Raw genomic sequence first — 24,558 nt, 5'->3', positions numbered from 1 at the left:
CGGGGGGATTTCGTCATGAACTCATGCGAAATGTGGCGTTGGAAGGGGGCGGCCAGGCGCTTAAGCTCGTGCCCTGTCTTTTGGCCTGACTCCGCATGCCCCATCATTTCGACACCATCGTCATCGGCCTCGGTGCCGTAGGCGCCGCCACCCTGTACCAGTTGGCCCAACGGGGGGCCAGCGTGCTCGGGCTGGACCAGTTTCAGCCGCCGCACAGCCTGGGCTCCTCGCATGGCCAGACCCGCATCACGCGGCTGGCCGTGGGCGAGGGCGATGAATACGTGCCCCTGGTGCGCCGCTCGCACGAGATCTGGCGCGAACTGGAGGCGGCCACGGGCCAATCCATCTACACCCGCACGCATGGCCTGGTGCTCGGGCCGCGCGACGGTGGGGCGGTGCGCGCGGGCAAGCCCGATGACTTCGTGGGCCGCACCATCGCGATCGCGCAGCGCCACGGCATTGCCCACGAGGTGCTGGACCATTCCGACCTGCGCCGGCGCTACCCGCAGTTCCAGCTGAATGACAACGAGTTTGCCTACTGGGAGCGCGACGCCGGCTTCGTGCGGCCCGAGGCGGCCATCAGCGCCCAACTGCAACAGGCCCAGGTGCATGGCGCCACCGTGCAGACGGGGGTGCGCGTGACAGGCCTGGCGCGCGAGAGCGACCACCTGCGCGTCGTCACCACCCAGGGCACCTACAGCGCAGGGCAGGTGGTACTGGCCGCCGGCCCGTGGCTTCCGGGCCTGCTGGGCCAGGAGCTGCAGCATGCCTGGGCGCCCCAGCTCTCGGTGTACCGCCAGGTGATGTTCTGGTTCGACGTGGGGGCCGCTACACCATCGTTCGAGCCCGGGGCGTTCCCGGTCTTCATCTGGACCTTTCGCGACGGGCCGGACGATTCGATCTACGGCTTTCCGGTCGCGGATGCGGGCGTGCCAGCCTTCAAGGTGGCCACCGCGCAGTACCTGGCCACCACCACGCCCGACACCGTGGACCGCGCCGTGGCCGACGCGGAGAAGGACGGCATGCTCCAGCGCCACGTGCTGCCGCGCTTTCACGCCCCTGCTGCCCGGTGCACCGATGCGCGGGCCTGCCTGTACACGGTGACGCCGGACCACGGCTTCGTGGTGGACCGACTGCCAGGGTGGCCAGGCGTACACGTGGCCTCGGCCTGCTCGGGCCATGGGTTCAAGCACTCGGCCGCGGTGGGCGAGGCCCTGGCACAGCAGGTACTGGGCGAAGCCGGTGGTGTGGACCTGCGGCCCTTCGGCCATGCGGTGCGCGGGCTTGGTACTGCAGGGGACGGCAGGAATCCACGGCAGGAGCTGCAGACCCAAGCCTGAAGCGGCACCAGGAGCAGGGCGCGCCGGGCGGCCGTTGAACTTTGGGCGCCCGTGCCCCTCTGACCAAGGCACGCGCCAACGCGGGGACGTTGTTCAACGTCGCCATGGCGCACATTTCTCCGGTTCACCGATGGGAAATCCTGTGCAACCCACCCTTTTTCAGATGGGCATCCATGGCGACGAAACAACGGGCTAAGGCAAAGCCTGCATTGGGCAGAAGGCCTGCGGCGGGCATCGAGATGAGCTCCGCCGACAGGGCGCTGGTGCTCCAGGGGGGTGGGGCGCTGGGGTCCTACCAGGCGGGCGTCTATGAAGCCCTTTTCGAGAAGTTCCAGCACCTCGACTGGGTGGCGGGTGTATCCATCGGGGCCATCAACGCGGCCCTGATCGCGGGCAACGCGCCGGAGCACCGCGTCGCGCGGTTGCGGGAGTTCTGGCACCAGGTCTCCTCGGGCTTTGGCCAGCAGGTGCCGGGCACGGCGGGCGAACGCACCGCGCTCAACCAGTGGAGCGCGGCGACGGCGGTGTTGTTCGGCATTCCAGGTTTCTTCAAGCCACGTCTGGATCCGTCCCTGTTGCTCGGTGCCGCAGCGCCCGTGATCAGCTACTACGACACGGCACCGCTCAAGCTCACGCTGGAGCGGCTGATCGACTTCGACCGCATCAACCACCGCAGCATGCGCCTGAGCGTGGGCGCGGTGAACGTGCGCACCGGCAATTCGGTCTATTTCGACAACATGACGGACAAAATCTGCGCCGAGCACATCATGGCCAGTGGGGCGCTGCCGCCCGGCTTTCCGGCCGTGCACATCGATGGCGAGGATTACTGGGACGGCGGCATCGTCTCCAACACGCCGCTGCAGTACGTGCTCGACGTTCACCCGCGCACGCGGCCCCTGGTGGTGCTGCAGGTCGACCTGTTCAGTGCGCGCGGCACCATGCCCCGCACCCTGTCGGAGGTGGCGCAGCGGCAAAAGGACATCACCTATTCCAGCCGCACGCGCATGAACACCGATGCGCTGTCGGCCAACGTCAACCTGCAGCAGGCGCTGGCCGATCTGATCGACAAGCTGCCGCCGCAACTGCGCGACGACCCGAGCGTGACCGCCCTGTGCGCGCAGATGACGCACAAGCCCATCGACATCGTGCACCTCATCTACCGCAACAAGCACTACGAACTCGATTCGAAGGACTACGAGTTCTCGCGCACCACGGTCAACGAGCACTGGGAGGCAGGCATGCGCGACATGCGCACCACGCTGTCGCACCCCGAATGGCTGCAGAGCGAAACCCAGTACGGCGTGACCACCTTCGACCTGAGCGAGCCCGGCGCACTGCGCGTGCGCCGTCCGGCGCTGGACATCCAGGGAAGCCAGCCACGCAGGCCCCAGCCGGTGGTGTGAGTTCCGGTCGTGCCCGGTCCGCTTAAGCGCTGCCTAAGTGTTGGCGCAAAGACTGGTATCTGCCTTCAACGGATTGCAAGGGAGTTCCACACCATGAAGATCGACGACGTCAGGCGCCAGGCCTTTGCCATGCCGCTCACCAGCCCGGCATTTGCGCCGGGGCCCTACCGCTTCATGCGCCGGGAGTTCATGGTCATCACCTACCGCACCGACCTCGATGCCCTGCGAGCCGTGGTGCCCGAGCCGCTCGAAGTGGTGGAGCCGCTGGTCAAGTACGAGTTCATCCGCATGCCGGACTCGACCGGCTTCGGTGACTACACCGAATCCGGCCAGGTCATCCCGGTGCAACTGCGCACCGACAAGGGCGTGGAGCAGGGCGCCTATGTGCACGCCATGTACCTGAACGACCACCCGCCCATCGCCGGAGGGCGAGAACTCTGGGGGTTCCCGAAAAAGCTGGCGTCGCCGGTGTTCGACTATGAAACCGATGTGGTGGTCGGCACCTTGGACTACGGCAAGGTGCGCGTGGCCACGGCTACGATGGGTTTCAAGCACCAGGCGCTCCCGCCTGGCCCGGTTCTCGCGGGCATCGCCCAGCCCAACTTCTTGCTCAAGATCATTCCACACGTGGATGGCACAACGCGCATTTGCGAACTGGTGCGCTATCACATGGTCGACGTCACCCTGCATGGAGCATGGACGGCACCTGCCTCGCTGGAGCTGCACCCCCATGCGCTGGCGCCCGTGGCCGACCTGCCGGTGCTGAAGGTCGAATCGGCCGTGCACTTCATTGCAGACATGACATTGGCGCTGGGTACAGTCGAACACGACTACCTCGCCTGAACCCCTCCATTGCTCTCTTCATCGTTCCACTTCACAAGGAAAAACCATGCAGCTCAAGGACAAGGTCGCTTTCATCACCGGCTCGGCCAGCGGTATCGGTAAGGAAATCGCCATCGTGTTCGCGAAGCAGGGCGCCAAGATCGTCATCGCCGACCTGAACAAGGAGGCCGCTGACGCGACGGCCGCCGAACTCAAGGCGACGGGCGCCCAGGCCATCGGCGTCGCTGTCGACGTGACCAGCGAAGACCAGGTCAACGCGGCGGTCGAGGAGGCGGCTGCCGCCTTTGGCGGCATCGACATCCTGGTCAGCAATGCCGGCATCCAGATCGTGCACCCCGTCGAGGAATTCAGCTTCGCCGACTGGAAGAAGATGCTGGCGATCCACCTGGACGGCGCCTTCCTCACCACCAAGGCCTGTTTGAAGCACATGTACTCCCAGGGCCGTGGCGGCAGCGTGATCTACATGGGCTCTGTGCACTCCAAGGAGGCCTCGATGCTCAAGGCCCCCTACGTCACGGCCAAGCACGGCCTGATCGGGCTGTGCAAAACGGTGGCCAAGGAAGGCGCCAAGCACGGCGTGCGTGCCAACGTGATCTGCCCGGGCTTCGTGCGCACACCGCTGGTGGAAAAGCAGATCCCCGAGCAGGCCAAGACCCTGGGCATCACCGAAGAAGAGGTCGTGAAGAACGTGATGCTCAAGGAGACGGTGGATGGCGAGTTCACCACGACCGACGACGTCGCACAGGTCGCGCTGATGTTCGCGGGCTTCCCGACGAACGCGCTGACCGGCCAGTCGCTGGTGGTGAGCCACGGCTGGTTCATGCAGTGATCCGTAGCGCGCACAGGCTGTGAAGATCAGCCTGCGTGGGCCGCAGGGGCGTGGCAGGCGGCCGGAAAGCTCCCTGTTAGCCCACTACAAGGATGATTTGGTTTTATAGAAACCAGTTTTTATTCTTTTGGGTTTTATGGGAAGGGTTTTAGAGTGGGTGCATGTTCATAGCAGCCCACACAAGAGGGCTGCCAAACCTAGCCTCAAGGACCCCTCCATGTCTTCATCCGCCATCCAGGACACCCAGGATACCCTGCTCGCACAGGAATTGGAATCCGCCCGCTCGGTCGCACTGGCCTCGGGCCTGCCCTATGCGGGTGGTGTGTCGCCCACCGTGGCGTGGAAACTCGTGTCCGCTGGCGACGCCGTGCTGGTGGACGTGCGCTCCGCCGAAGAGTTGAAGTTCGTCGGCCACGTGCCGGACAGCCTGCATGTACCGTGGGCCACAGGCACCGCCCTGCAGCGCAACCCGCGCTTCGTGCGCGAGCTCGAAGCCCGCCTGGCAAGCCATGGCGGCAAGGAGGCCACGGCGCTGCTGCTGTGCCGCAGCGGCAAGCGCTCGGCCCTGGCAGCCGAAGCGGCGGCCAAGGCCGGCTTCACCCAGGTCTTCAACGTGCTCGAAGGCTTCGAGGGCGAGATCGACGAACGCCAGCAGCGCGGCGGCTCGGATGGCTGGCGCTTTCACGGCCTGCCCTGGATTCAGGATTAGCCTGACCCCTGCTGCCCACGGCCGATCCCACGACTGAACCACTGCTTTCCACCCCCTCCCATGGCCGTCTTCAACATCGAACCCATCGTGCAGTCGCTGCACGCCGTGCGCCGCGACTGGCGCAGCCTGCAAAAACGCTCGCAGGAGCCCGGCGGGCGCGAGTTTCCCTCGCGCGATGCGCTGGCCGACATCGTGGAACAGCTCAAGGGCGTGCTTTTTCCCATGCGCCTGGGCCCGCCCGATCTGCGCCAGGAGAGCGAGGACTTCTACGTGGGCCACACGCTGGACGCGGCCCTGCACGGCCTGCTGGCGCAGATCCGGCTGGAGCTGCGCTACGTGCACCGCCACCAGCCGGTGGAAGAGCAGAACATCGAAAAGCGCGCCGTGCAGGCGGCCCGCAGCTTCGCCGCATCGCTGCCCGACATCCGCAGCCTGCTCGACAGCGACGTGCTCGCCGCCTACCACGGCGACCCGGCCGCACGCAGCGTGGACGAGGTGCTGCTGTGCTACCCCGGCATCCTGGCCATGATCCACCACCGCCTGGCACACCGGCTGTACCAGCTGGAGCTGCCGCTCTTGGCACGCATCGTGGCCGAGCAAGCCCATTCGCTCACCGGCATCGACATCCACCCCGGTGCGCAGATCGGCGCGGGCTTCTTCATCGACCATGGCACGGGGGTCGTGATCGGTGAGACGGCAGTGATCGGCGAGCGCGTGCGCGTGTACCAGGCCGTCACGCTGGGCGCCAAGCGCTTTCCCACCGACGATGACGGGCACCTGCAAAAAGGCCTGCCGCGCCACCCGGTGGTGGAGGACGACGTGGTCATCTACGCCGGCGCCACCGTGCTCGGCCGCGTGACCCTGGGGCGCGGCGCCACCATTGGCGGCAATGTCTGGATCACGCACGACGTGCCCGCGGGCGGCAACGTGACGCAGGCCCTGTCGCGCCACGATGCCAGCCGCAATGGCGACTCTTCGGGAACGGTGGCGGCATGAGCGATGTGCTGGTACGCAGCTTCGGCACCGCCGTGCGGCGCCTGCGCGAGCCGCGGGGCTGGTCGCAGGAGCTGCTGGCCGAACATGCCGACCTGAACCGGTCCTACGTGGGCGAGATCGAGCGCGGCCGGGCGATTGCCTCGCTGGTCACCATCGACAAGCTCTCGCAGGCGCTGGGCGTGAGCAGCGCGACCTTGCTCGGGCATTGCGATCAACTGACCAGTGCGAATGTGCTGAAAGGGCAGCCATTGGCGGCTATAGCATGTTGAAGCGGTAGCGGGGGCATCCGACACTGGCTGGGAATCGATACCTGTTCGTTTACCAACCTTTCTGATACGGAGCCTCACATGACGGCAACAGTGGGCGGCACGACCGCCCTGGGCGACAACGCAGCACGGCAACTCGCCAATGCGACCAAGACCACCGCACAACTCTCGACCATCTCGCCACGCTGGCTCACGCACCTGCTGCAATGGGTGCCGGTCGAGGCGGGCATCTACCGCCTGAACACGGTCAAGAACCCCGAGCTGATCAAGGTCACCTGCACCGCCCGCGAGGAAGAGAACCAGCTGCCGCGCACCTTCGTCGACTACGAAGAGAACCCGCGCGAGTTCTTCCTGAACGCCGTGAGCACCGTGCTCGACGTGCACACCCGCATCTCCGACCTGTACAGCAGCCCGCACGACCAGATCAAGGAGCAGCTGCGCCTGACGATCGAGACGATCAAGGAAAACCAGGAGAGCGAGCTCATCAACAACCCCGACTACGGCCTGCTGGCCCAGGTGACGGAAGAGCAGCGCGTGTTCCCGCTCACGGGCGCGCCCACGCCGGACGACCTCGATGAGCTGCTCACCAAGGTCTGGAAGGAGCCCGCCTTCTTCCTGGCCCACCCGCTGGCCATCGCCGCCTTCGGCCGCGAAGCCACGCGCCGCGGCACCCCGCCGCCCACGGTGAGCCTGTTCGGCTCGCAGTTCATCACCTGGCGCGGCATTCCGCTGATCCCGTCGGACAAGGTGCCCGTGGCCGACGGCAAGAGCAAGATTTTGCTGCTGCGCGTGGGCGACAAGCGCCAAGGCGTGGTCGGCCTGTTCCAGCCCGGCCTGCCGGGCGAGCAGAGCCCGGGCCTGTCGGTGCGCTTCATGGGCATCAACAACCATGCCATCGCCTCGTACCTGATCTCGCTGTACTGCTCGCTGGCCGTGCTCACGCCCGACGCCCTGGCCGTGCTGGACGACGTGGAGATCAACAAGTACCACGACTACCCCGACACCTACAAGTAAAGCGGCCGCGCGGTGACCACTCCTTCCTTCACCCCTGCCGGCGTGCCCGCCACGCTGCAGCCACCGATCGATACGGCGCTGCTGGCCAGCCTGGCGACGGCGCTGTTTGCCGCTGCCCCTGGCGAGCAACCCCGCTTCGCGGGGCCAGCGGGTGCCTTGCCGTCCACGCCACCAGGCTCGCTGCATGGGGCAGGGCAGGGTACGCCCTGGCCGCCCGGCGTGCAGGCGCCCGTCAATATCGCGCCGGCCGGCTCACCGCTGGTGAGCCCGGCGGGCTTCGGCCCTGGCGTGCCCGGTACGCCCATCCCGCAAGGGCTGGTGCCGGGTGCCAACCTGGTGCCTGCCTCGCCCACGCCGCTGGCATCGCTGGCGCACCGCGCGCCGGCCCTGCTGCCGCATGCGGTGGCGGGCAATGGCGTGCCCGATTCGGTGATCAGCACCTTGCCGGCCTACGAGCCGCGCTTTGGCAGCGGCGTGCTGGGTGTGCCGCAGGCCGCGCACCCGCAAGCGGCCCTGCCTCCGAGTCCATCCGCGGCAGTACCAGCCCAGGGTGCATCGCCGTACTACTTTTTCGGCGATCGCCACGGCCATCCGCTGGCGGCAGACCGCGCGCCCAGGCTGACGCCGCCCGACGGGCATGGCGCCGCTCCTGGCGGGCTCGATGCCCTGGCACGCCTGCCGTTCGCGGCGCCCGAAGTGACGCGCGTGGGCTCACCCACGGCCGGTACCGGCGTGCCCAGCACCGTGCCATCGACCGAACCCCGGTTCTACTTTGCCGACGCCGTGGTGCTACCGGGTGGTTACACCACGCCCGGCCGTGCCCCAGCGGCCAGCAGCAATGTCCCCCATGCCGACCGCAGCGCCCACCCGGCGTTCGACGTGCATGCGGTGCGCCGCGACTTCCCGGTGCTGCAGGAGCGGGTGAACGGCCGCCAGCTCGTCTGGTTCGACAACGCGGCCACCACGCACAAGCCGCAGTCGGTCATCGACCGCATCAGCCACTTCTACGCGCACGAGAACTCCAACATCCACCGCGCGGCGCACGAGCTGGCTGCGCGCGCGACGGATGCCTACGAAGGCGCGCGCCAGCGCGTGCAGCGCTTCATCAACGCGCCCGATGTGAACGAGGTGATCTTCGTGCGCGGCACCACCGAGGCCATCAACCTGGTGGCCAAGAGCTGGGGCGCGCAGCATGTGGGCGAGGGCGACGAGATCATCGTCAGCCACCTTGAGCACCATGCCAACATCGTGCCCTGGCAGCAGCTGGCGGCCGCCAAGGGCGCACGCCTGCGCGTGATCCCGGTGGACGACTCGGGACAGGTGCTGCTCGATGAGTACCAGAAGCTGCTCAACGACCGCACCAAGATCGTCGCCGTCACCCAGGTCTCCAACGCCCTGGGCACCGTGGTGCCGGTCAAGGAGATCGTGGCGCTGGCCAAGCGGGCGGGCGCCACCACCCTGGTCGATGGCGCGCAGTCGGTCTCGCACATGCGGGTGGACGTGCAGGACCTGGGGGCCGATTTCTTCGTCTTCTCGGGCCACAAGGTCTTCGGCCCCACTGGCATCGGCGTGGTCTGGGGCAAGCGCGCCGTGCTCGAAGACATGCCGCCCTGGCAGGGCGGCGGCAACATGATTGCCGACGTGACCTTCGAGAAGACGGTGTTCCAGCCCATCCCGAACAAGTTCGAGGCCGGCACCGGCAACATCGCCGACGCCGTGGGCCTGGGCGCCGCCATCGACTACGTGAACCGCGTGGGCATCGAGAACATCGCCCGCTACGAGCACGAGCTGCTGGTCTACGGCATGCGCCATCTCTCTGCCATCCGCGGCGTGCGCCTCATCGGCACGGCTGACGACAAGGCCAGCGTGATGTCCTTCGTGCTTGCCGGCTACACCACCGAAGAGGTGGGCAAGGCGCTCAACGACGAAGGCATTGCCGTGCGCACCGGCCACCACTGCGCCCAGCCCATCCTGCGCCGCTTCGGCGTGGAGACGACGGTGCGGCCCTCGCTGGCGTTCTACAACACCTTTGACGAGATCGACCGCCTGGTGGCCGTGGTGCAGCGCCTGGCCGGGCAAAGGCGGGCGGGGTAAGCAAGAGGTCTCAGCACTGGGCGCAATTGCTATACAAAATATAGCAATTGCGCTGCACCTGCTTCATCCTCAGGCCACGGTCTGTGGCTATCATGGCAAGCGCTTCGTGCTGTGGGGTTGGGAGACCCTGCAGCGCTTTTCTCCGTGTCGTCCCCCTCACAAGGAGTTTTCATGAGCAATGTCCAGATCGCCGTCATCGTCGGCAGCCTCCGCAAGGATTCGTTCAACCGCAAGCTGGCCACCGCCATCGAGCGGCTGGCCCCGGCGGATTTCCAATTCACGCACCTGCGCATCGATGACCTGCCCCTGTACAACCAGGACGACGACGGTCAGCAGGCGGCATCCGTGGTGCGCCTCAAGGGCGAGCTCAAGGCAGCCCAGGGCCTGCTGTTCGTGACGCCCGAGTACAACCGCTCCATCCCCGGCGTGCTCAAGAACGCGCTGGACCACGCCTCGCGCCCCTACGGCCAGAGCGCCTGGGGCGGCAAGCCCGCCGGCGTGATCGGCGCCTCGGTGGGCGCCATCGGCACCGCGCTGGCGCAACAGCACCTGCGCAACGTGCTGGCCTACCTCGACGTGCCCACCCTGGGCCAGCCCGAGGGCTTCATCCATGCCAAGGAAGGCCTGTTCGACGCCGACGGCAACGTGGGCGAAGGCAGCAAGAAGTTCCTGCAGGGCTGGGTGGATGCCTATGTTGGCTGGGTCAAGAAGCACATCTGAGCTTCTTCTTCTGAACGCACCATGAAAAACGCCGCCCTTCAAGGGCGGCGTTTTGCTGTGTGAACCGTTGGCCGGATCAGGCGGCTTGTGCCACTTGGGGCTGGTTGGCGGGCACTGCGGTCTGTGCTGCGATGTCCTTGTCGGCATTGGCAAAGGCCAGAGCCTTGGCGTCAGGGCCCATGCCCACGCCTTCGGCGCGCACGAAGCGCACGTCGGTGATGCCGAAGAAGCCGAACACCACCTTCAGGTAGCTTTCCTGGTGCTCCATTGCCTGGCCACCTTCGCTGGTGGAGTACACGCCGCCGCGGCTCGATGCCACGATCACCGTCTTGCCGCCGGCCAGGCCCACGGGGCCCTTGTCGGTGTACTTGAAGGTGCGGCCGATTTGGGCCACGCGGTCGATCCATGCCTTGAGCTGGCTGGGGATGGTGAAGTTGTACAGCGGGGCGCCGATCACGATCACGTCGGCCGCCAGGAACTGGCTCACCAGGGCTTCGGACAGGGCGTTTTCGCTGCGCTGCGCATCGGTCGAGGCTTCCTGGCCGGTGCGAAAACCCATGGCGTCGGCCGTGAAGTGGGCAGGTGCCTGCGCAGCCAGGTCCAGGTACTGCACCGTGGTGTTGGCGTGGCCGGCCTTCCAGGCGGCGACGATGCGCTTGGTGAGTTCGCGCGAAACGGATTGTTCGCCGGTGATGGCCGAGTCGATGTGAAGCAGTTGCATAAGGGAATCTCCTGTGGGTGGAAGCCACAGCGTGTGGCCATGGGTGAATTGTGGAGACGCACTTGTTTGTTGATAAGGCATTGAACTTGCGATAGATTGTCCTATCAGTAGAACGATGTACTTTATGCAAGACCTCAACGACATGCTGTATTTCGCCGAGGTGGTCGAGCGCGGTGGCTTTGCCGCCGCCGGCCGCGCCCTGGGCATCCCCAAATCGCGCTTGTCGCGCCGCGTGTCGGACCTGGAGGCACAGCTGGGCGTGCGCCTCTTGCAGCGCACCACGCGCAAGCTCTCGCTGACCGAGGTGGGCGAGGCCTACCTGCGCCACTGCCAGGCCATGCGCGAGTCTGCCCAGGCAGCGGCCGACACCGTGGCCCAGGTGCAGACCGTGCCGCGCGGCACCGTGCGCGTGAGCTGCCCGGTGACCCTGGCGCAGACGGTGCTGGCCGAGATGATGCCCCCCTTCCTGGCGCGCTACCCCGAGGTGCGGGTGGACATGATGGTCAGCAACCGTGCGGTGAACGTGGTGGAGGAGGGCATCGACGTGGCCCTGCGTGTGCGTCCCTCCCTGGAGGACAGCGGCAGCATGGTCGTCAAGCGCCTGGACATGACCAGCACCATCCTCGTGGCCAGCCCCGACCTGCTGATACGCCAGGGCACGCCCACCACGCTGGAAGACCTCTCGCGCATGGACAGCGTAGCCATGTCGGCCCCCGATGGCCGCGCCACCTTGAACCTGATGGGCCCCGGCGGCGCACACCAGGTGGTGCACCACACGCCGCGCTACGTGGCCGACGACCTGCTGACCTTGAAGTTCGCGGTACTGGCCGGCATCGGCATGGGCTGGATGCCCGACTACATGTGCCACGAGGAGATGCGCGAGCGCCGCCTGGTGCGCGTGCTGCCCGAGTGGGTGCCGCCGCCGGCCATCGTGCACGCGGTGTTCCCTTCGCGGCGCGGGCTGTCGCCAGCGGTGCGCAGCTTTCTCGACTACCTGGGCGAGGCCATGCCGGGGCGCAACAGCCTGACTGCGCGCGATGGTGGGGCAGGGCTGGACGGGGCTGGGACATAACACGCGCAATACGCCATGTGGCGAAGTCAGCCAAGCGCGCGGGTCTCTGCCCAGTGGGCATTTTCAGGCCACAATGCAACCAGTTGCAACTGACCGGTTGCCTGCGCGCCACCCCTGCGCAGGTGCCCAGGGCGCGCCGTGAAAACCTCCCACCCCATCGACACCCACCTCCAGAAGGCCCGCGTCCACCCGTCCGTGCGGGCCATCGTGATACCGCCGTGCCCGGAATCCCTGGTGCGCCTGCAGCAGATCGTGGCCGCGCCCGAGCTCGATTCGGGCGCGCTGGAGCAACTGGCCTCGTCCGACGTGGCCATGGCCGCCGCCCTGATGCGCCAGGCCAACAGCCCTCTGTATGGCCTGGCCCAGCCGGTGCAGACCATCGGCATGGCGCTCACGGTGCTCGGGCTCAACCCGGCGGTGGAGCTGCTCTCGGCCTTCATCACGCGCAATGCGCTCATGGTGCGCTCCCCACTGCTCGAGCATTTCTGGGAAAGCTCGCAGCGCCGCGCCATTGCCTGCGAGCACATCGGGCGCCAGCTCTACAGCTTCGACCCCGGCCTGGGCTACAGCTTCGGCCTGTTCTGCCACGTGGGCATGCCGGTGCTGGTCAAGGCCGTGCGCGGCTACGGCTCCACCGTGACCGAGGCCCTGGCCCGCAAGGACCGCACTTTCACCCAGACCGAAAACGCCAACCACCACACCGACCACGCCGTGATGGGTGCCATCGTGGCGCGCACCTGGCACCTGCCGGGCGATGTGGCCCAGGCCATCTGGCTGCACCACGATTTTGCGGCCCTGCAGGACGAGCGCTTCAACCCCACCGTGCGCCACCTGGTGGCCCTGGGCCTGCTGGCCGAATACCTGGTGAACCACCACGACAACCTGCAGCCCACGCGCGACTGGCTGCAGCACGGCCAGGCCTGCATGGACCACCTGGCGGTGTCGGAGGAAGAGCTGGACCACTGGGTGGACGAATTGCATCCGGCCTTCGAGGCCGTGCGGTTCTGAGCCGTTGCGACCGTTAGCATGGCGGCACCATGCTTGCCGCCAAACCCTATCTCCAGAGCGTTTGCATCCGCCCCGATGCAGAGGTGGATTTCGACAGCTACCCGTACAACATACCCGCCATCCGGGAGATGGGCCTGGTGGAGTTCCACCCGGACGTGACCTTCCTCGTGGGCGAAAACGGCTCGGGCAAGTCCACGCTGCTGGAGGGCATTGCTCTGGCTTTGGGGTACAGCCCCGAGGGCGGCACGCGCAACTTCAGCCTGGCTACTGCGGGTTCGGAATCTTCATTGCATGAGATGCTGCGGCTGGCGCGAAGTTTTCGCCAGCCCAAAGATGGGTACTTCCTTCGGGCCGAGAGTTTTTTCAATGTGGCCACCTTTGTGGACGACAACGGTGTTCCCGAGGCCTACGGCACCGACTCGCTGCACGGGCTGTCGCACGGCGAGGCCTTCATGTCCCTGCTCGCCCACAAGTTCCGCGGCAAGGGCCTGTACCTGCTGGACGAGCCCGAAGCGGCACTGTCGCCCAACCGCCAGATGGCCGCACTCTCGGCCATCCACCAGCTGGTGGAAGACAAGTCGCAGTTCATCATCGCCACGCACTCGCCCATCCTGCTGGCGTATCCGCACGCCAAAATCATCCAGTTCGACGGCACGGGCCTGTCGGAGGTGTCGTACGAGGACACTGAGCATTACGCGGTGACGCACGACTTCCTCAACAACTACCGGGAACGGCTGGATCGGCTGCTGGCGGACGACGATTGAGCGGTTTTGCGCTTTTGATAGACGTTTTTGCGATTAAGTCAGAACAATATATTCGTTTGGGTTTTAAAGACCGGCTCGCAGAATGGCTCCATCAGACATTGAAGGAGCATCTCCATGGCCACTTTGCGACTCGGCGACACCGCCCCCGACTTCACCCAGGAATCCACCGCCGGCCCCATCCATTTCCATGAATGGGCGGGCGACTCGTGGGTGGTGCTGTTCTCGCACCCTGCCGATTTCACGCCCGTGTGCACCACCGAGCTGGGCAAGACGGCCGCACTGGCCACCGAATTCGCCAAGCGCAAGGTCAAGCCCATCGCCGTGAGCGTGGACCCCGTGGATTCGCACAACCGCTGGGTGGGCGACATCAACGAGACGCAGAACACCACCGTCAACTTCCCCATCCTGGCCGATGCGGACAAGAAGGTGGCCGACCTGTACGACATGATCCACCCCAACGCATCGACCACGGTCACTGTGCGCAGCGTGTTCATCATCGACCCCAAGAAGGTCATCCGCACCACCTTCACCTACCCTGCCAGCACGGGCCGCAATTTCGACGAGATCCTGCGCGTGATCGACTCGCTGCAGCTGACGGACAGCCACAAGGTGGCCACGCCCGCCAACTGGAAGGACGGCGACGACGTCATCATCGTCCCGAGCCTGCAGGACCCGGCCGAGATCGCCCAGCGCTTCCCCAAGGGCTTCAAGGCCGTGCGCCCCTACCTGCGCATCACTCCCCAGCCCAACAAGTAAGTAGGCCCGGCTGCGGCCCCCGCATGCCTGCCAATGCAGGCTGTTGCCAGGGCCGCGCCAGGCGGTACACCTGTGAACCCCACTTCCATCATCATCGTCCCCGGCTGGCGCGACTCCGGCCCCGGCCACTGGCAAAGCCTGTGGACCGAGCGCTTGCCCGAGGCGCGCCGCGTGGTGCAGGACGACTGGATCACCCCCACCCGCAGCGCCTGGGTCGGCACGCTCGAAAAGACCGTGCTGGCCGCCCCGCACCCGGTGGTGATCGTGGCGCACAGCCTGGGCTGCATCGCCACCACGCACCTGGGGCCCGAGGCGGCGGCGCGCATCCACGGCGCGCTGCTGGTGGCGCCGGCCGACCCGGAGCGCCGCGCCATCCTCAACGACTTTGCACCCGTGCCCTGCGCGCAACTGCCTTACCGCAGCGTGGTGGTGGCCAGCAGCAACGACCCGTACTGCCCCATTCGCCTGGCCGGAGCGTACGCCCGCGCCTGGGGAAGCGAGTTCGTGCGCATGCAGCAGGCCGGCCACATCAACGTGGAATCGGGCCATGGCGAATGGCCTCTGGGCTGGGCCTTGCTGCAGTCGCTGACGGGCGAGCAGGGCGGGGTAGGGGCGCCGGCCCCCGCACAAGCTGCCTTGCAGGCCACGGCCTGAGAGGCTGCGGCTTGCTGCACGGGCCTTTCCGTTTCTATATTCCAAAAAGCAGCTTAATTAACAAGAATGTATTCTTTTGAGTTTTAAGGCGCTGTGTGGACAATGGGGCATCTTCTGCTTTTCCTTACAGGCTACGCCACATGACTTCTTTGAAACTCAAGACTCTTCTGGCCACTCTGGCGCTCACCGCCAGTGGCATGGCGCTGGCCCAGGACTCGCTGCTCAACGTCTCGTACGACGTGGCGCGTGAGTTCTACAAGGACTACAACGCCGCCTTTTCCGCCCACTACAAGAAGACCACCGGCAAGGACATCAAGATCGACCAGTCGCACGCCGGCTCCAGCGCCCAGGCGCGCGCCGTGAACGACGGCCTGGCGGCCGACGTGGTCACCATGAACACGACCACTGACGTGCAGTTCCTCGCCGACAGCGGCGTGGTGGCCAAGGACTGGTCCAAGAAATTCCCCAACGACGCTTCGCCCACCACCTCGACCATGCTGTTCCTGGTGCGCAACGGCAACCCCAAGGGCATCAAGGACTGGGAAGACCTGATCAAGCCCGGCGTGCAGGTCATCGTGGTCAACCCCAAGACCGGCGGCAACGGCCGCTATGCCTACCTGGCCGCCTGGGGCGCCGTGCGCGAGAAGGGCGGCACCGAAGAGCAGGCCGCCGAGTTCGTGGGCAAGCTGTACAAGAACGTGCCCATCCTGGCCAAGGGCGGGCGCGATGCCACCGCTACCTTCCTGCAGCGCAACCAGGGCGACGTGCTGATCACCTTTGAATCCGAAGTGGTCTCCATCGACCGCGAGTTCGGCGCCGGCAAGGTCGATGCGATCTACCCATCGGTCAGCGTGGTGGCCGAGAACCCCATTGCCGTGGTCGAGCGCACCGTGGCCAAGAAGGGCACGGCCACGCTGGCCAAGGCCTACCTCGATTACCTGTACTCCGAAGAAGCCCAGGAGATCGCGGCCAAGCACGCCATTCGCCCGCGCTCTGAAACCGTGCTCAAGAAGTACGCCGCCACCTTCAAGCCCCTGAAGCAGTTCACCGTGGCCAAGTACTTCGGTTCGCTCAGCGATGCACAGAAGGTGCACTTCAACGACGGCGGCCAGTTCGACAAGCTCTACACGCCCGGCGCCAAGTAAACCATGACCGCTGCGACCTCTGTGGCCGCGCGGGGTGCCATGACGGCCCCTGCGCAGGCCGGCCGGCGTGCGCCCAAGCGGGTGCTGCCCGGCTTTGGCCTGACGCTGGGCTACACGCTCTTCTACCTGAGCATCATCGTGCTGATCCCGCTGTCGGCACTGATCTTCAAGACTTTCACCCTGACCTGGGAGCAGTTCTGGGCGGCCATCAGCGCACCGCGTGTGATGGCCTCGTACCGGCTGACCTTCGGCGCATCGTTCATTGCGGCCCTGGTCAACCTGTTCTTCGGCCTGCTGATCGCCTGGGTGCTGGTGCGCTACAAGTTCCCTGGCAAGAAGATCGTCGATGCGCTGGTGGACCTGCCATTCGCGCTGCCCACGGCCGTGGCCGGCATCTCGCTCACCGCGCTCTTGGCTAGCAACGGGTGGGTGGGGCAGTACCTGGAGCCGCTGGGCATCCAGCTGGCCTTCAAGCCCGCGGGCATCGTGATCGCGCTGATCTTCATCGGCCTGCCTTTTGTGGTGCGCACGGTGCAGCCGGTGCTCGAAGACGCCGAAAAAGAGCTTGAAGAAGCCGCCACCTGCCTGGGCGCCACGCGCTGGCAGACCTTCACGAAGGTCATCCTGCCCTCCATCACCCCCGCGCTGCTCACCGGCTTTGCCATGGCGTTCGCGCGGGCGGTGGGGGAGTACGGCTCGGTCATCTTCATCGCTGGCAACATGCCCATGGTTTCTGAAATCACGCCCCTCATCATCATCGGCAAGCTAGAGCAGTACGACTACGCCGGCGCCACCGCCGTGGCGGTGGTCATGCTAGTGATCTCGTTCATCCTTCTGCTGGTCATCAACGCGCTGCAGGCCTGGCAGCGGCGCCACGCGGGGGCACCATCATGAGCGCAGCACTGAACCGCTTCAAGCAAGCTCGCACCGCAGTGCGCAGCACGGAGGTTTCCCAATGAGCGGTGCGAACTCCCGCACGGTGCGCCGCGCCCGCGCCGGCACCACCGAGGCGCCCTGGGTGCGCTACACGCTGATCACCGTGGCGCTGCTGTTCATGCTGCTGTTCCTGGTGCTGCCGCTGGCTGCGGTGTTCGCCGAGGCGCTGCGCAAGGGCTTTGGCGCCTACCTCGACGGCCTGCGCGAGCCCGATGCCTGGTCGGCCATCAAGCTCACGCTGATCACGGCGCTCATCGCCGTGCCGCTGAACCTGGTGTTCGGCGTGGCGGCGGCCTGGTGCATTGCCAAGTACGAGTTCAAGGGCAAGGCCTTCCTGACCACGCTGGTGGACCTGCCGTTCTCGGTATCGCCCGTGGTGGCCGGCCTGGTCTACGTGCTGATGTTCGGCGCGCAGGGCTGGTTCGGCCCCTGGCTGCAGGCGCACGACATCAAGATCATCTTTGCCGTGCCGGGCATCGTGCTGGCCACCGTGTTCGTGACCTTCCCCTTCATCGCGCGCGAGCTGATCCCGCTGATGCAGGCCCAGGGCAACGACGAGGAGCAGGCCGCCATCGTGCTCGGTGCCACCGGGTGGCAGACCTTCTGGTACGTCACGCTGCCCAACATCAAGTGGGGCCTGCTGTATGGGGTGATTCTGTGCAACGCCCGCGCCATGGGCGAGTTCGGTGCGGTGTCGGTGGTGTCGGGCCACATCCGCGGGCAGACCAACACCATCCCGCTGCACGTGGAAATCCTCTACAACGAGTACCAGTCGGTCGCTGCCTTCGCCGCAGCCTCGCTGCTGGCGCTGCTGGCGCTGGTCACCCTGGTCATCAAGTCGATTGCCGAGTGGCGCAACGAGCAGCAAATGAAGGCCGCAGCCGAGCTGCCGCCCGAGCGCCCCGCGCCCGCCACCGCCCCCTCTGCGCGCTGAAGGAAGAAGAAAGCACACCATGAGTATCGAAATTCGCAACGTCAGCAAGCAGTTCGGCGACTTCCATGCCCTGCGCGACGTGAGCCTGGACATCGCCTCGGGCGAGCTGATCGCACTGCTCGGCCCCTCGGGCTGCGGCAAGACCACGCTCTTGCGCATCATCGCGGGGCTGGAGACGGCCGACGTGGGCACCATCCACTTCTCGGGCGAGGACACCACCGATGTGCACGTGCGCGAGCGCAACGTGGGCTTCGTGTTCCAGCACTATGCGCTGTTCCGCCACATGACGGTGTTCGAGAACGTGGCCTTCGGCCTGCGCGTCAAGCCCCGCAGCGAACGCCCGAGCGAGGCCCAGATCAAGAAAAAGGTCACCGACCTGCTCAAGCTGGTACAGCTCGACTGGCTGGCCGAGCGCCATCCCTCGCAGCTGTCGGGTGGCCAGCGCCAGCGCATCGCCCTGGCCCGCGCCCTGGCGGTGGAGCCCAAGGTGCTGCTGCTCGACGAGCCCTTCGGCGCCCTCGATGCCAAGGTGCGCAAGGAGCTGCGCCGCTGGCTGCGCCGCCTGCACGACGAACTGCATGTGACCAGCATCTTCGTGACCCACGACCAGGAAGAAGCGCTCGAGGTGGCCGACCGCGTGGTGGTCATCAACCAGGGCCGCATCGAGCAAAGCGGCTCGCCCCAGCAGGTGTGGGACAACCCGGCCAGCCCGTTTGTCTACGGCTTTTTGGGCGACGTGAACCTGTTCCAGGGCCGCGCGCACGAAGGCCTGGTGCACCTGGACGGAATGCAGCTCGACGCCCCCGAGCACGCCGACGCGCAGGACACCAAGGCCTTTGCCTATGTGCGCCCGCACGACCTCGATGTGCAGCGCTACGCCCCCGGCGCCGGCATCGACGCCGCAGGCCGCCCGCGCGGCATCGTGGCGCAACTGAGCCGCGCCATCGTGGTCGGGCCCATCGCGCGGCTGGAACTTATTCCATCCGACGATCACAAACCAGCGGACAATTCGAATCCCGAGATGCTGATCGAGGCGCAGATCCCCGCGCAGCAGTTCCGGGAGATGGGTTTCAAGGAGGGTGAGACGCTGGTGGTGACACCGCGCCGCGCCCGGGTTTTTCTGGACCACGCTGCCAACATCTGACGCTTGCCTACCTGGTGCTTTTTGCTGGCACCCGGCGCAAGCCGGGGTGCTGGGGCCCAAGCGGATTGGCATTCAATCGGATAACTAGGCGGGGAGCCGCAGACAGTGCTGTTGCACGGCAAGGCTCCCCAACGACGTTAGCCGGTTGAATGCAAATCCGCATCAAGGATGACAAGAATATGGTGTTGAATTGGATTGATAACGCGCCGCGCCGCATCCTCGGGCTGATCAGCCTGGCCTGCGTGGCCATGCTGGCCTTCGGCATGTACCTGCAGCATGTGGTGGGGCTGGAGCCATGCCCCATGTGCATCGTGCAGCGCTACGCGCTGATCGGCGTGGCCATCTTCACGGGCCTGGCAGCTGCGCGTGATTCGCGCGGCTGGTGGATGTCGCTGGCCGGCATCGCCGTTCTCATCGCCGGCTTCGGCGCCTTCGTGGCCGCCCGCCAGAGCTGGCTGCAGTGGTACCCGCCCGAGGTCGCCACCTGCGGCCGCGACTTCTACGGCATGATCGAAAACTACCCCATCAGCCGCGCCATCCCCATGATCTTCCGCGGCTCGGGCGACTGTGCGGCGATTGACTGGACGTTTCTGGGCGGCTCGATTGCCAACTGGTCGTTTGTCTGCTTTGTGGGGTTTGGGGTGGTGATGCTGGTGCTGCTGGGGCGGCATCTCAAGGGTAGGCGCCGGGGTGGGGCGGGCTATTCGATGGCTTGAGTTTTCTCTGTACCCATGACAAAGGCGCTCCTCGGAGCGCCTTTTGTTTTACCCTCCCTGCAGCAGCGCAATCTTCACACAGGGTTCTCGCGCGGGAAGCGCGCCACGATGTTCGTAACGTTGCCGAAGATGGTCGAGCTATAGGCCCCCGCACCCAGCCGCCCGCGTTTGCCGCGCCCCCCTAGTCCGTCATGCCGAAGATGGCCCGCGCATCGCGCAGCAGGGCTTCGCCTGCATGGGTCAACACCATGCCGCGCGGCGTGCGCTCGAATATTATCATATAGCAATGAAAAATCAACAATATTAATAAATTCGCGTGGTTGTGAAATATTATTCAAACGTTTAAATTTCATGGATTTAATTCTTTATCAAATCGCTTTCCAAGCGGAAATGGCTGAGCTTATATAATGATTTTTATGAGGATGGGTTAAAGAAAGTGCGCCAGAGAAATGCATTATCGCGGCGGCGTAAAGAGATTCAGCGGATATACTGACTTTTCGTCCGTAATTTTTCGCTTGCTTGGTGATGTACTGATGAACGGCCGATGCAAGGAAGTGTCCTCGCATGTGGATAAGTACATCAGAGGGGAGGGTGCCGATGGTGGCGCTTGCAGATGCTAAAGCAGATGGATCAATTTTTGCAAAAATACTTGAAGCAGCTAAATTCACTTTTTTGGGGCATGCGTTTGGGGAATTATTGTCCATCATATAACGGCTGCAATTATCTCCTATGGTCGGCAATCCTGCAAATGATATTGCATTGGCTGCGTCAAGATGAACTAGGGGTTTAACTGTCGCGGCAAATTCCTCCAGCCAATTTCCGCAATCACTGACAGTCACTAGAGGTGATTTGCACCATGCTCGGACTAACTGGGCAATTGAATCTGAAACATACAAACTATTTTCAATGGAATAGCCGAAAGTATAAATAATTTTTGGATTTTTTTTGCAATTTCCAAGTATTGGAAGAAAGTCTGCGTCACGAGCGGCAATGGCGCGAAGTTGCCCAGCATCTATTTTGCTGATATATGCATCAAGTGCCGGCGCCCCTCCTACTGATTCAATTTCAAATGCGTCATCTGCAACTTGAGAAAAAATCTCTTGCCAAAAAAGAACATCATCATCGCCTTCAACATAAACAATTGTCTTAGCCTCGAAAAAAGCGTGACGTATATTGAGTGCGTCATCAGAGTATGAAGCATCGTCATCCATGGAGTATTTCTCCCATGTTGAGCAAGCAATCTTGAAATTTCCCGGCAATCTCTGGCGAATGCGTTGCAACGACAATTTGCGCATTCGGATTCAGAGAGCGGATGGCAGAAATAATGCTTCTCTGCCATGCTATATGTAAGGATAGTTCGGGCTCGTCCGCAAGAAAAATATACGGCTGTTGTTTTTGAAGAAGTGCTTCGATAAAGAGAATTAAGAGTTGCTTCTCTCCAGATGACAGCTTGACCAAAGGAAGTGGGCCCTCGGTTGTAACAACCAACTCTCCGCCATTAAAGGAGAAAGCTTTATCAGTGATAAAAGATTTTAGCTTGTCGAGAAAGAGCTCTACCTGACTGAATATGGATTTCGTCTTCGCCTCCGCTTCCAATGATTTTTCAACAACCGTTCGAGTCAGCATGAACGCATCCATGGCAGCGAAATCAACATCCGGTGGGGCTCTGTCTTTTGGCTTTTGTGCACTCCACACTTTCAAATTTCGCACAGCATTTCCGACGGCAGTGATATGATCTTGAATTTTTTTACTAACTTCAGGCCCAGAAACTCCAAGTTGGCGATAGGTTGAGACGAGATTTTGATTTTCAGTCGCCTCATTAAAATCCAGTCGATAATGCCTATCCTTCTTTTGCTCTGCGTATAATAATGACGTGAGCACGTCGCGTTGAAGCTTTGTTGAGACCTCGCGTGCTGCGCTGGAAAGTTCGAGCTGATATTGGGTTAGTCGATGCATTAAACTCATTAATCGCAAATCAACGGTGGATGAGGCGTTTTTCCCCATTCGCTCTCGCAGTTCAGGATCTGTTTCGCCACCAATACGATAAACCGATAGAGATGCAACCGAAACCAGTGCGCTTATTTTTCCTTTTATTATTTGCAGTTCCTCTGCTGCTCGTCGGCGCAACGACAAGGGCATTGATCTGCCGTCAATAGAGCCCACGAGCGCGGCGACATATCGCCGATTTGAAATGTGATAAACAATGGCGGGGAATGGGGATGAGGCTGGCTCTATACGCTCCGCACGTACCGTACGCTTTCGCTTTCCATCCGTTAGAATCAAAGTTGCGGTATTGAATATGTTTTCAGACAGTGCCTCTCCATCCACGGAAAGAACTGCGTGAGCAATATTCATGAATGTGGTTTTTCCCGTTCCGTTTTTTCCGATGATAATATTTACATCATCGCGAAAGTCGGCACTGGCAATTTTTGATTGCCAAAATCCAGTAACTTCTATAGAGCTAATTTTGAACATGGATTGGTCAGATTGAGTTTTGTGTAAATTACTGTAAATTAAGCGCAATTGCAAGTGCAATTTGACATGATTGCAAGCGTGGCAGCGTTGGAGGACTTGACCGCGAACTCGCTAAAAGCCAGTTGCACTACTTCGGTAAATGCAACGTATATGAACTGCGGCATCATCTCCCACCCTCGTCTGCGAGCTCAATTCTTCTGCAATCACAGCTTCATCGAAAGCCGTCTTGACACTGTCTTGGATCCGCAGAAACAGTGTCGGCCACACCTCGCCCAAAGCCGGAAGGTGCTGGCGTTGCACTGACTTGGGCTCGTAGAACCCCAAGCAGATGCTCAAGAGGTAAGCAGGGCATCTGAGAACGGGAATCGCACACCCTCCGTACCATCCACCCAGGCGGGCAGCTTGGGCATCACGCTCTCGAACAGCGCGCTCGCCTGCCATTGCGCCAGCCAGGCCTGCAGCCTCGGCCAGGGCTGCGCAGCCCACCAATCGGCATCGATCCCCGCAAACTGCCGCACAAAGGGCGCAATCGCCATGTCGGCCAGCGCGACTTGGGTGCCAAACAGAAACGGCTGCTCTGCCAGCCGCGCCTCCAGCCCCTGCAACCACTCCACAGCCCGCGCACGCGCCAGCGCCGCATCGGCCTCTGGATACCGGCTCGGGTACTTGCATCGATCCAGCGCCTGCTTGAAGGGACCATCGCATTCCGCAATCAGCGCCAGCATGCCGGCCTCGTCGCCGAGGCTTGGCGTAAGCCAGCCGGCAGGGTCATTGCAGGCCAGCGCCCAGCGCATGATGTCCAGGCTCTGCTCCAGCACGGTCCCATCGGGCAGCACCAGCACGGGCACCGTGGCCTTGGGCGATGCCTGCAGCAGGCCCTGGGGCTTGGCGCGCAGCACCACCTCGCGCAGTTCGCACACCTGGCCGCTCACGGCCAGGGCCAGGCGGGCGCGCATGGCATAGGGGCAGCGGCGAAAGGAGTAGAGGACGGGCAGGGCGCTCATGCAGGCCCGCCCTCGCTCCCGCTGCGGGGCGGCGTACCGGGCTGGCGTGCGCCGATGTGCTCCTCGCCGCGCGCCTTGGCCAGTTGCATCTGGCGTTCACGTTCGGCCAGGGCCTGTTCCTGCTCGGGTGTGCGCGTGCCGTGGCAATAGGGGCAGCTCACGCCGGCCACATAGTGGGGCGAGGCCAGTTCCGCCTCACCCAGGGGCATGCGGCAGGATCGGCACAGCTGGTGGTGGCCGGGTGCCAGGCCGTGGCCTACTGACACGCGCTCGTCGAAGACAAAGCAGTCGCCATGCCACAGGCTGTCTTCCTCGGGCACGGTCTCCAGGTACTTGAGGATGCCGCCTTCGAGGTGATACACCTCGCCAAAGCCCTGCGACTTGAGCAGCGCGGTCGATTTTTCGCAGCGGATGCCGCCGGTGCAGAACATGGCCACGCGCGGCTTGCCAGCCAGGGCACCTCCGGGTTCGGACTGCTCGGCGACCCAGGCCGGAAACTCCGCAAAGCTCTTGGTGTACGGGTTGATGGCTCGCGCAAAGCTGCCTATGCCCACCTCGTAGTCGTTGCGCGTGTCCACCACCACCACGGCGGGGTCGGCGATCAGGGCGTTCCAGTCCTCAGGCTTCACATAGGTGCCCGCGTTGCGCGCCGGGTTCAGGCCGGGTACGCCCAGGGTCACGATCTCGCGCTTCAAGCGCACGCGCATGCGGTAGAAAGGCTGGCGCTGGCCCAGGGCCTCCTTGTGCTGCAGGGCGGCAAAGCGGGCATCGCTGCGCAGCCAGGCCAGCACCGTGTGCACGCCTTCGGGCGGGCCGGCTATGGTGCCGTTGATGCCTTCGGGCGCCAGCAGCAGCATGCCGCGCACGCTGTGGGCGTCGCACAGCGCCTGCAAAGGGTCGCGCAGATCCGCAAAGTCGGGCAGGTCGACGAACTGGTACAGGGCGGCGGTGAGGATGGGGGGCGTGACAGACTGCACGGAGGCGGGTGTAAAACAGGACAGAAGGGCTGATGATA

25 protein-coding genes are annotated in these 24,558 nt (G+C 64.1%); 20 read left to right on the top strand and 5 right to left on the bottom strand.

The genetic code is table 11. The features are described from left to right. Positions 1-95: 95 nt before the first annotated feature. From solA to ACSQ9E_RS12885, 10 genes are all read left to right on the top strand, one after another. The gene (solA, locus tag ACSQ9E_RS12930; RefSeq protein ID WP_436218002.1) at positions 96-1,340 is read left to right on the top strand and encodes an N-methyl-L-tryptophan oxidase; all 1,245 of its coding nucleotides are present in this window, start codon (positions 96-98) and stop codon (positions 1,338-1,340) included. A 239-nt stretch (positions 1,341-1,579) separates the two neighbouring features. Continuing rightward, positions 1,580-2,743, top strand: coding sequence for a DUF3734 domain-containing protein (locus tag ACSQ9E_RS12925; protein WP_436218001.1), 1,164 nt, complete (start codon positions 1,580-1,582; stop codon positions 2,741-2,743). Positions 2,744-2,836: 93 nt separating this feature from the next. Beyond that, positions 2,837-3,586 (top strand): acetoacetate decarboxylase, encoded by a 750-nt coding sequence (locus ACSQ9E_RS12920; protein WP_428000864.1) that lies wholly within the window; start codon positions 2,837-2,839, stop codon positions 3,584-3,586. Positions 3,587-3,632: 46 nt separating this feature from the next. Next, entirely contained in the window at positions 3,633-4,415 is a 783-nt protein-coding gene (locus ACSQ9E_RS12915; RefSeq protein WP_436218000.1) for a 3-hydroxybutyrate dehydrogenase, read from the top strand. Between the two features lie 217 nt (positions 4,416-4,632). Continuing rightward, complete coding sequence (locus tag ACSQ9E_RS12910) at positions 4,633-5,124, top strand: rhodanese-like domain-containing protein (RefSeq protein ID WP_436217999.1); 492 nt, start codon at positions 4,633-4,635, stop codon at positions 5,122-5,124. Between the two features lie 60 nt (positions 5,125-5,184). Further along, on the top strand, positions 5,185-6,120 hold the full coding sequence (gene epsC / locus ACSQ9E_RS12905) for a serine O-acetyltransferase EpsC (protein WP_057204239.1): 936 nt from the start codon (positions 5,185-5,187) through the stop codon (positions 6,118-6,120). Then, positions 6,117-6,389, top strand: a complete 273-nt coding sequence (locus ACSQ9E_RS12900) for a helix-turn-helix domain-containing protein (RefSeq protein WP_436217998.1) — start codon at positions 6,117-6,119, stop codon at positions 6,387-6,389. The genes epsC and ACSQ9E_RS12900 overlap by 4 nt, the downstream gene beginning before the upstream one ends. A 78-nt stretch (positions 6,390-6,467) precedes the next feature. Continuing rightward, entirely contained in the window at positions 6,468-7,400 is a 933-nt protein-coding gene (locus ACSQ9E_RS12895; protein ID WP_057204241.1) for a family 2A encapsulin nanocompartment shell protein, read from the top strand. A gap of 12 nt (positions 7,401-7,412) precedes the next feature. Then, positions 7,413-9,494, top strand: a complete 2,082-nt coding sequence (locus ACSQ9E_RS12890) for a family 2A encapsulin nanocompartment cargo protein cysteine desulfurase (RefSeq protein ID WP_436217997.1) — start codon at positions 7,413-7,415, stop codon at positions 9,492-9,494. A gap of 171 nt (positions 9,495-9,665) precedes the next feature. Beyond that, complete coding sequence (locus ACSQ9E_RS12885) at positions 9,666-10,214, top strand: NADPH-dependent FMN reductase (RefSeq protein ID WP_179680155.1); 549 nt, start codon at positions 9,666-9,668, stop codon at positions 10,212-10,214. Between the two features lie 76 nt (positions 10,215-10,290). Here ACSQ9E_RS12885 and ACSQ9E_RS12880 read toward each other — a convergent pair whose 3' ends face one another. Then, positions 10,291-10,935 (bottom strand): FMN-dependent NADH-azoreductase, encoded by a 645-nt coding sequence (locus ACSQ9E_RS12880; protein WP_436178327.1) that lies wholly within the window; start codon positions 10,933-10,935, stop codon positions 10,291-10,293. Positions 10,936-11,059: 124 nt separating this feature from the next. On the opposite strand from ACSQ9E_RS12880, the gene ACSQ9E_RS12875 reads away from it, so the two are divergent. The 10 genes from ACSQ9E_RS12875 to ACSQ9E_RS12830 all read left to right on the top strand — a co-directional run bounded on the left by ACSQ9E_RS12875 (position 11,060) and on the right by ACSQ9E_RS12830 (position 20,064). After that, complete coding sequence (locus ACSQ9E_RS12875; protein WP_436217996.1) at positions 11,060-12,007, top strand: LysR substrate-binding domain-containing protein; 948 nt, start codon at positions 11,060-11,062, stop codon at positions 12,005-12,007. 138 nt (positions 12,008-12,145) lie between these two features. After that, positions 12,146-13,015, top strand: coding sequence for an HDOD domain-containing protein (locus ACSQ9E_RS12870; RefSeq protein ID WP_436217995.1), 870 nt, complete (start codon positions 12,146-12,148; stop codon positions 13,013-13,015). Between the two features lie 29 nt (positions 13,016-13,044). Next, positions 13,045-13,779 (top strand): AAA family ATPase, encoded by a 735-nt coding sequence (locus ACSQ9E_RS12865; protein ID WP_436217994.1) that lies wholly within the window; start codon positions 13,045-13,047, stop codon positions 13,777-13,779. Between the two features lie 114 nt (positions 13,780-13,893). Next, complete coding sequence (locus tag ACSQ9E_RS12860) at positions 13,894-14,535, top strand: peroxiredoxin (protein WP_007857275.1); 642 nt, start codon at positions 13,894-13,896, stop codon at positions 14,533-14,535. Between the two features lie 33 nt (positions 14,536-14,568). Next, positions 14,569-15,189, top strand: a complete 621-nt coding sequence (locus ACSQ9E_RS12855; protein WP_436217993.1) for an RBBP9/YdeN family alpha/beta hydrolase — start codon at positions 14,569-14,571, stop codon at positions 15,187-15,189. Positions 15,190-15,329: 140 nt separating this feature from the next. Continuing rightward, positions 15,330-16,334 (top strand): sulfate ABC transporter substrate-binding protein, encoded by a 1,005-nt coding sequence (locus ACSQ9E_RS12850; protein ID WP_436217992.1) that lies wholly within the window; start codon positions 15,330-15,332, stop codon positions 16,332-16,334. 3 nt (positions 16,335-16,337) lie between these two features. Continuing rightward, the gene (cysT, locus tag ACSQ9E_RS12845; RefSeq protein ID WP_436178332.1) at positions 16,338-17,228 is read left to right on the top strand and encodes a sulfate ABC transporter permease subunit CysT; all 891 of its coding nucleotides are present in this window, start codon (positions 16,338-16,340) and stop codon (positions 17,226-17,228) included. 61 nt (positions 17,229-17,289) lie between these two features. Continuing rightward, positions 17,290-18,204, top strand: coding sequence for a sulfate ABC transporter permease subunit CysW (gene cysW / locus ACSQ9E_RS12840; RefSeq protein WP_057204259.1), 915 nt, complete (start codon positions 17,290-17,292; stop codon positions 18,202-18,204). A gap of 19 nt (positions 18,205-18,223) precedes the next feature. Then, positions 18,224-19,348, top strand: coding sequence for a sulfate/molybdate ABC transporter ATP-binding protein (locus tag ACSQ9E_RS12835; protein WP_057204261.1), 1,125 nt, complete (start codon positions 18,224-18,226; stop codon positions 19,346-19,348). Positions 19,349-19,527: 179 nt separating this feature from the next. Next, a complete protein-coding gene (locus tag ACSQ9E_RS12830) occupies positions 19,528-20,064 on the top strand; it encodes a disulfide bond formation protein B (protein WP_436217991.1) in 537 nt (178 codons plus the stop codon). Positions 20,065-20,432: 368 nt separating this feature from the next. Here the strand turns inward: ACSQ9E_RS12830 and ACSQ9E_RS12825 are convergent, their stop codons facing one another. From ACSQ9E_RS12825 to trhO, 4 genes are all read right to left on the bottom strand, one after another. Further along, positions 20,433-21,275, bottom strand: coding sequence for a DUF4435 domain-containing protein (locus ACSQ9E_RS12825; RefSeq protein ID WP_436217990.1), 843 nt, complete (start codon positions 21,273-21,275; stop codon positions 20,433-20,435). Beyond that, positions 21,268-22,539, bottom strand: a complete 1,272-nt coding sequence (locus tag ACSQ9E_RS12820) for an AAA family ATPase (RefSeq protein WP_436217989.1) — start codon at positions 22,537-22,539, stop codon at positions 21,268-21,270. Before ACSQ9E_RS12820 ends, ACSQ9E_RS12825 begins: the two co-directional genes overlap by 8 nt. Before the next feature lie 332 nt (positions 22,540-22,871). Continuing rightward, positions 22,872-23,543, bottom strand: coding sequence for a glutathione S-transferase (locus ACSQ9E_RS12815; protein WP_436217988.1), 672 nt, complete (start codon positions 23,541-23,543; stop codon positions 22,872-22,874). Beyond that, complete coding sequence (gene trhO / locus ACSQ9E_RS12810) at positions 23,540-24,520, bottom strand: oxygen-dependent tRNA uridine(34) hydroxylase TrhO (RefSeq protein WP_436217987.1); 981 nt, start codon at positions 24,518-24,520, stop codon at positions 23,540-23,542. Before trhO ends, ACSQ9E_RS12815 begins: the two co-directional genes overlap by 4 nt. Between the last annotated feature and the right edge of the window lie 38 nt (positions 24,521-24,558).

It is taken from the genome of Acidovorax sp. LjRoot118 (assembly GCF_964253575.1).
Taxonomy (GTDB): domain Bacteria; phylum Pseudomonadota; class Gammaproteobacteria; order Burkholderiales; family Burkholderiaceae_C; genus Acidovorax.
This window is presented reverse-complemented; position numbering and strand designations above follow the sequence as displayed.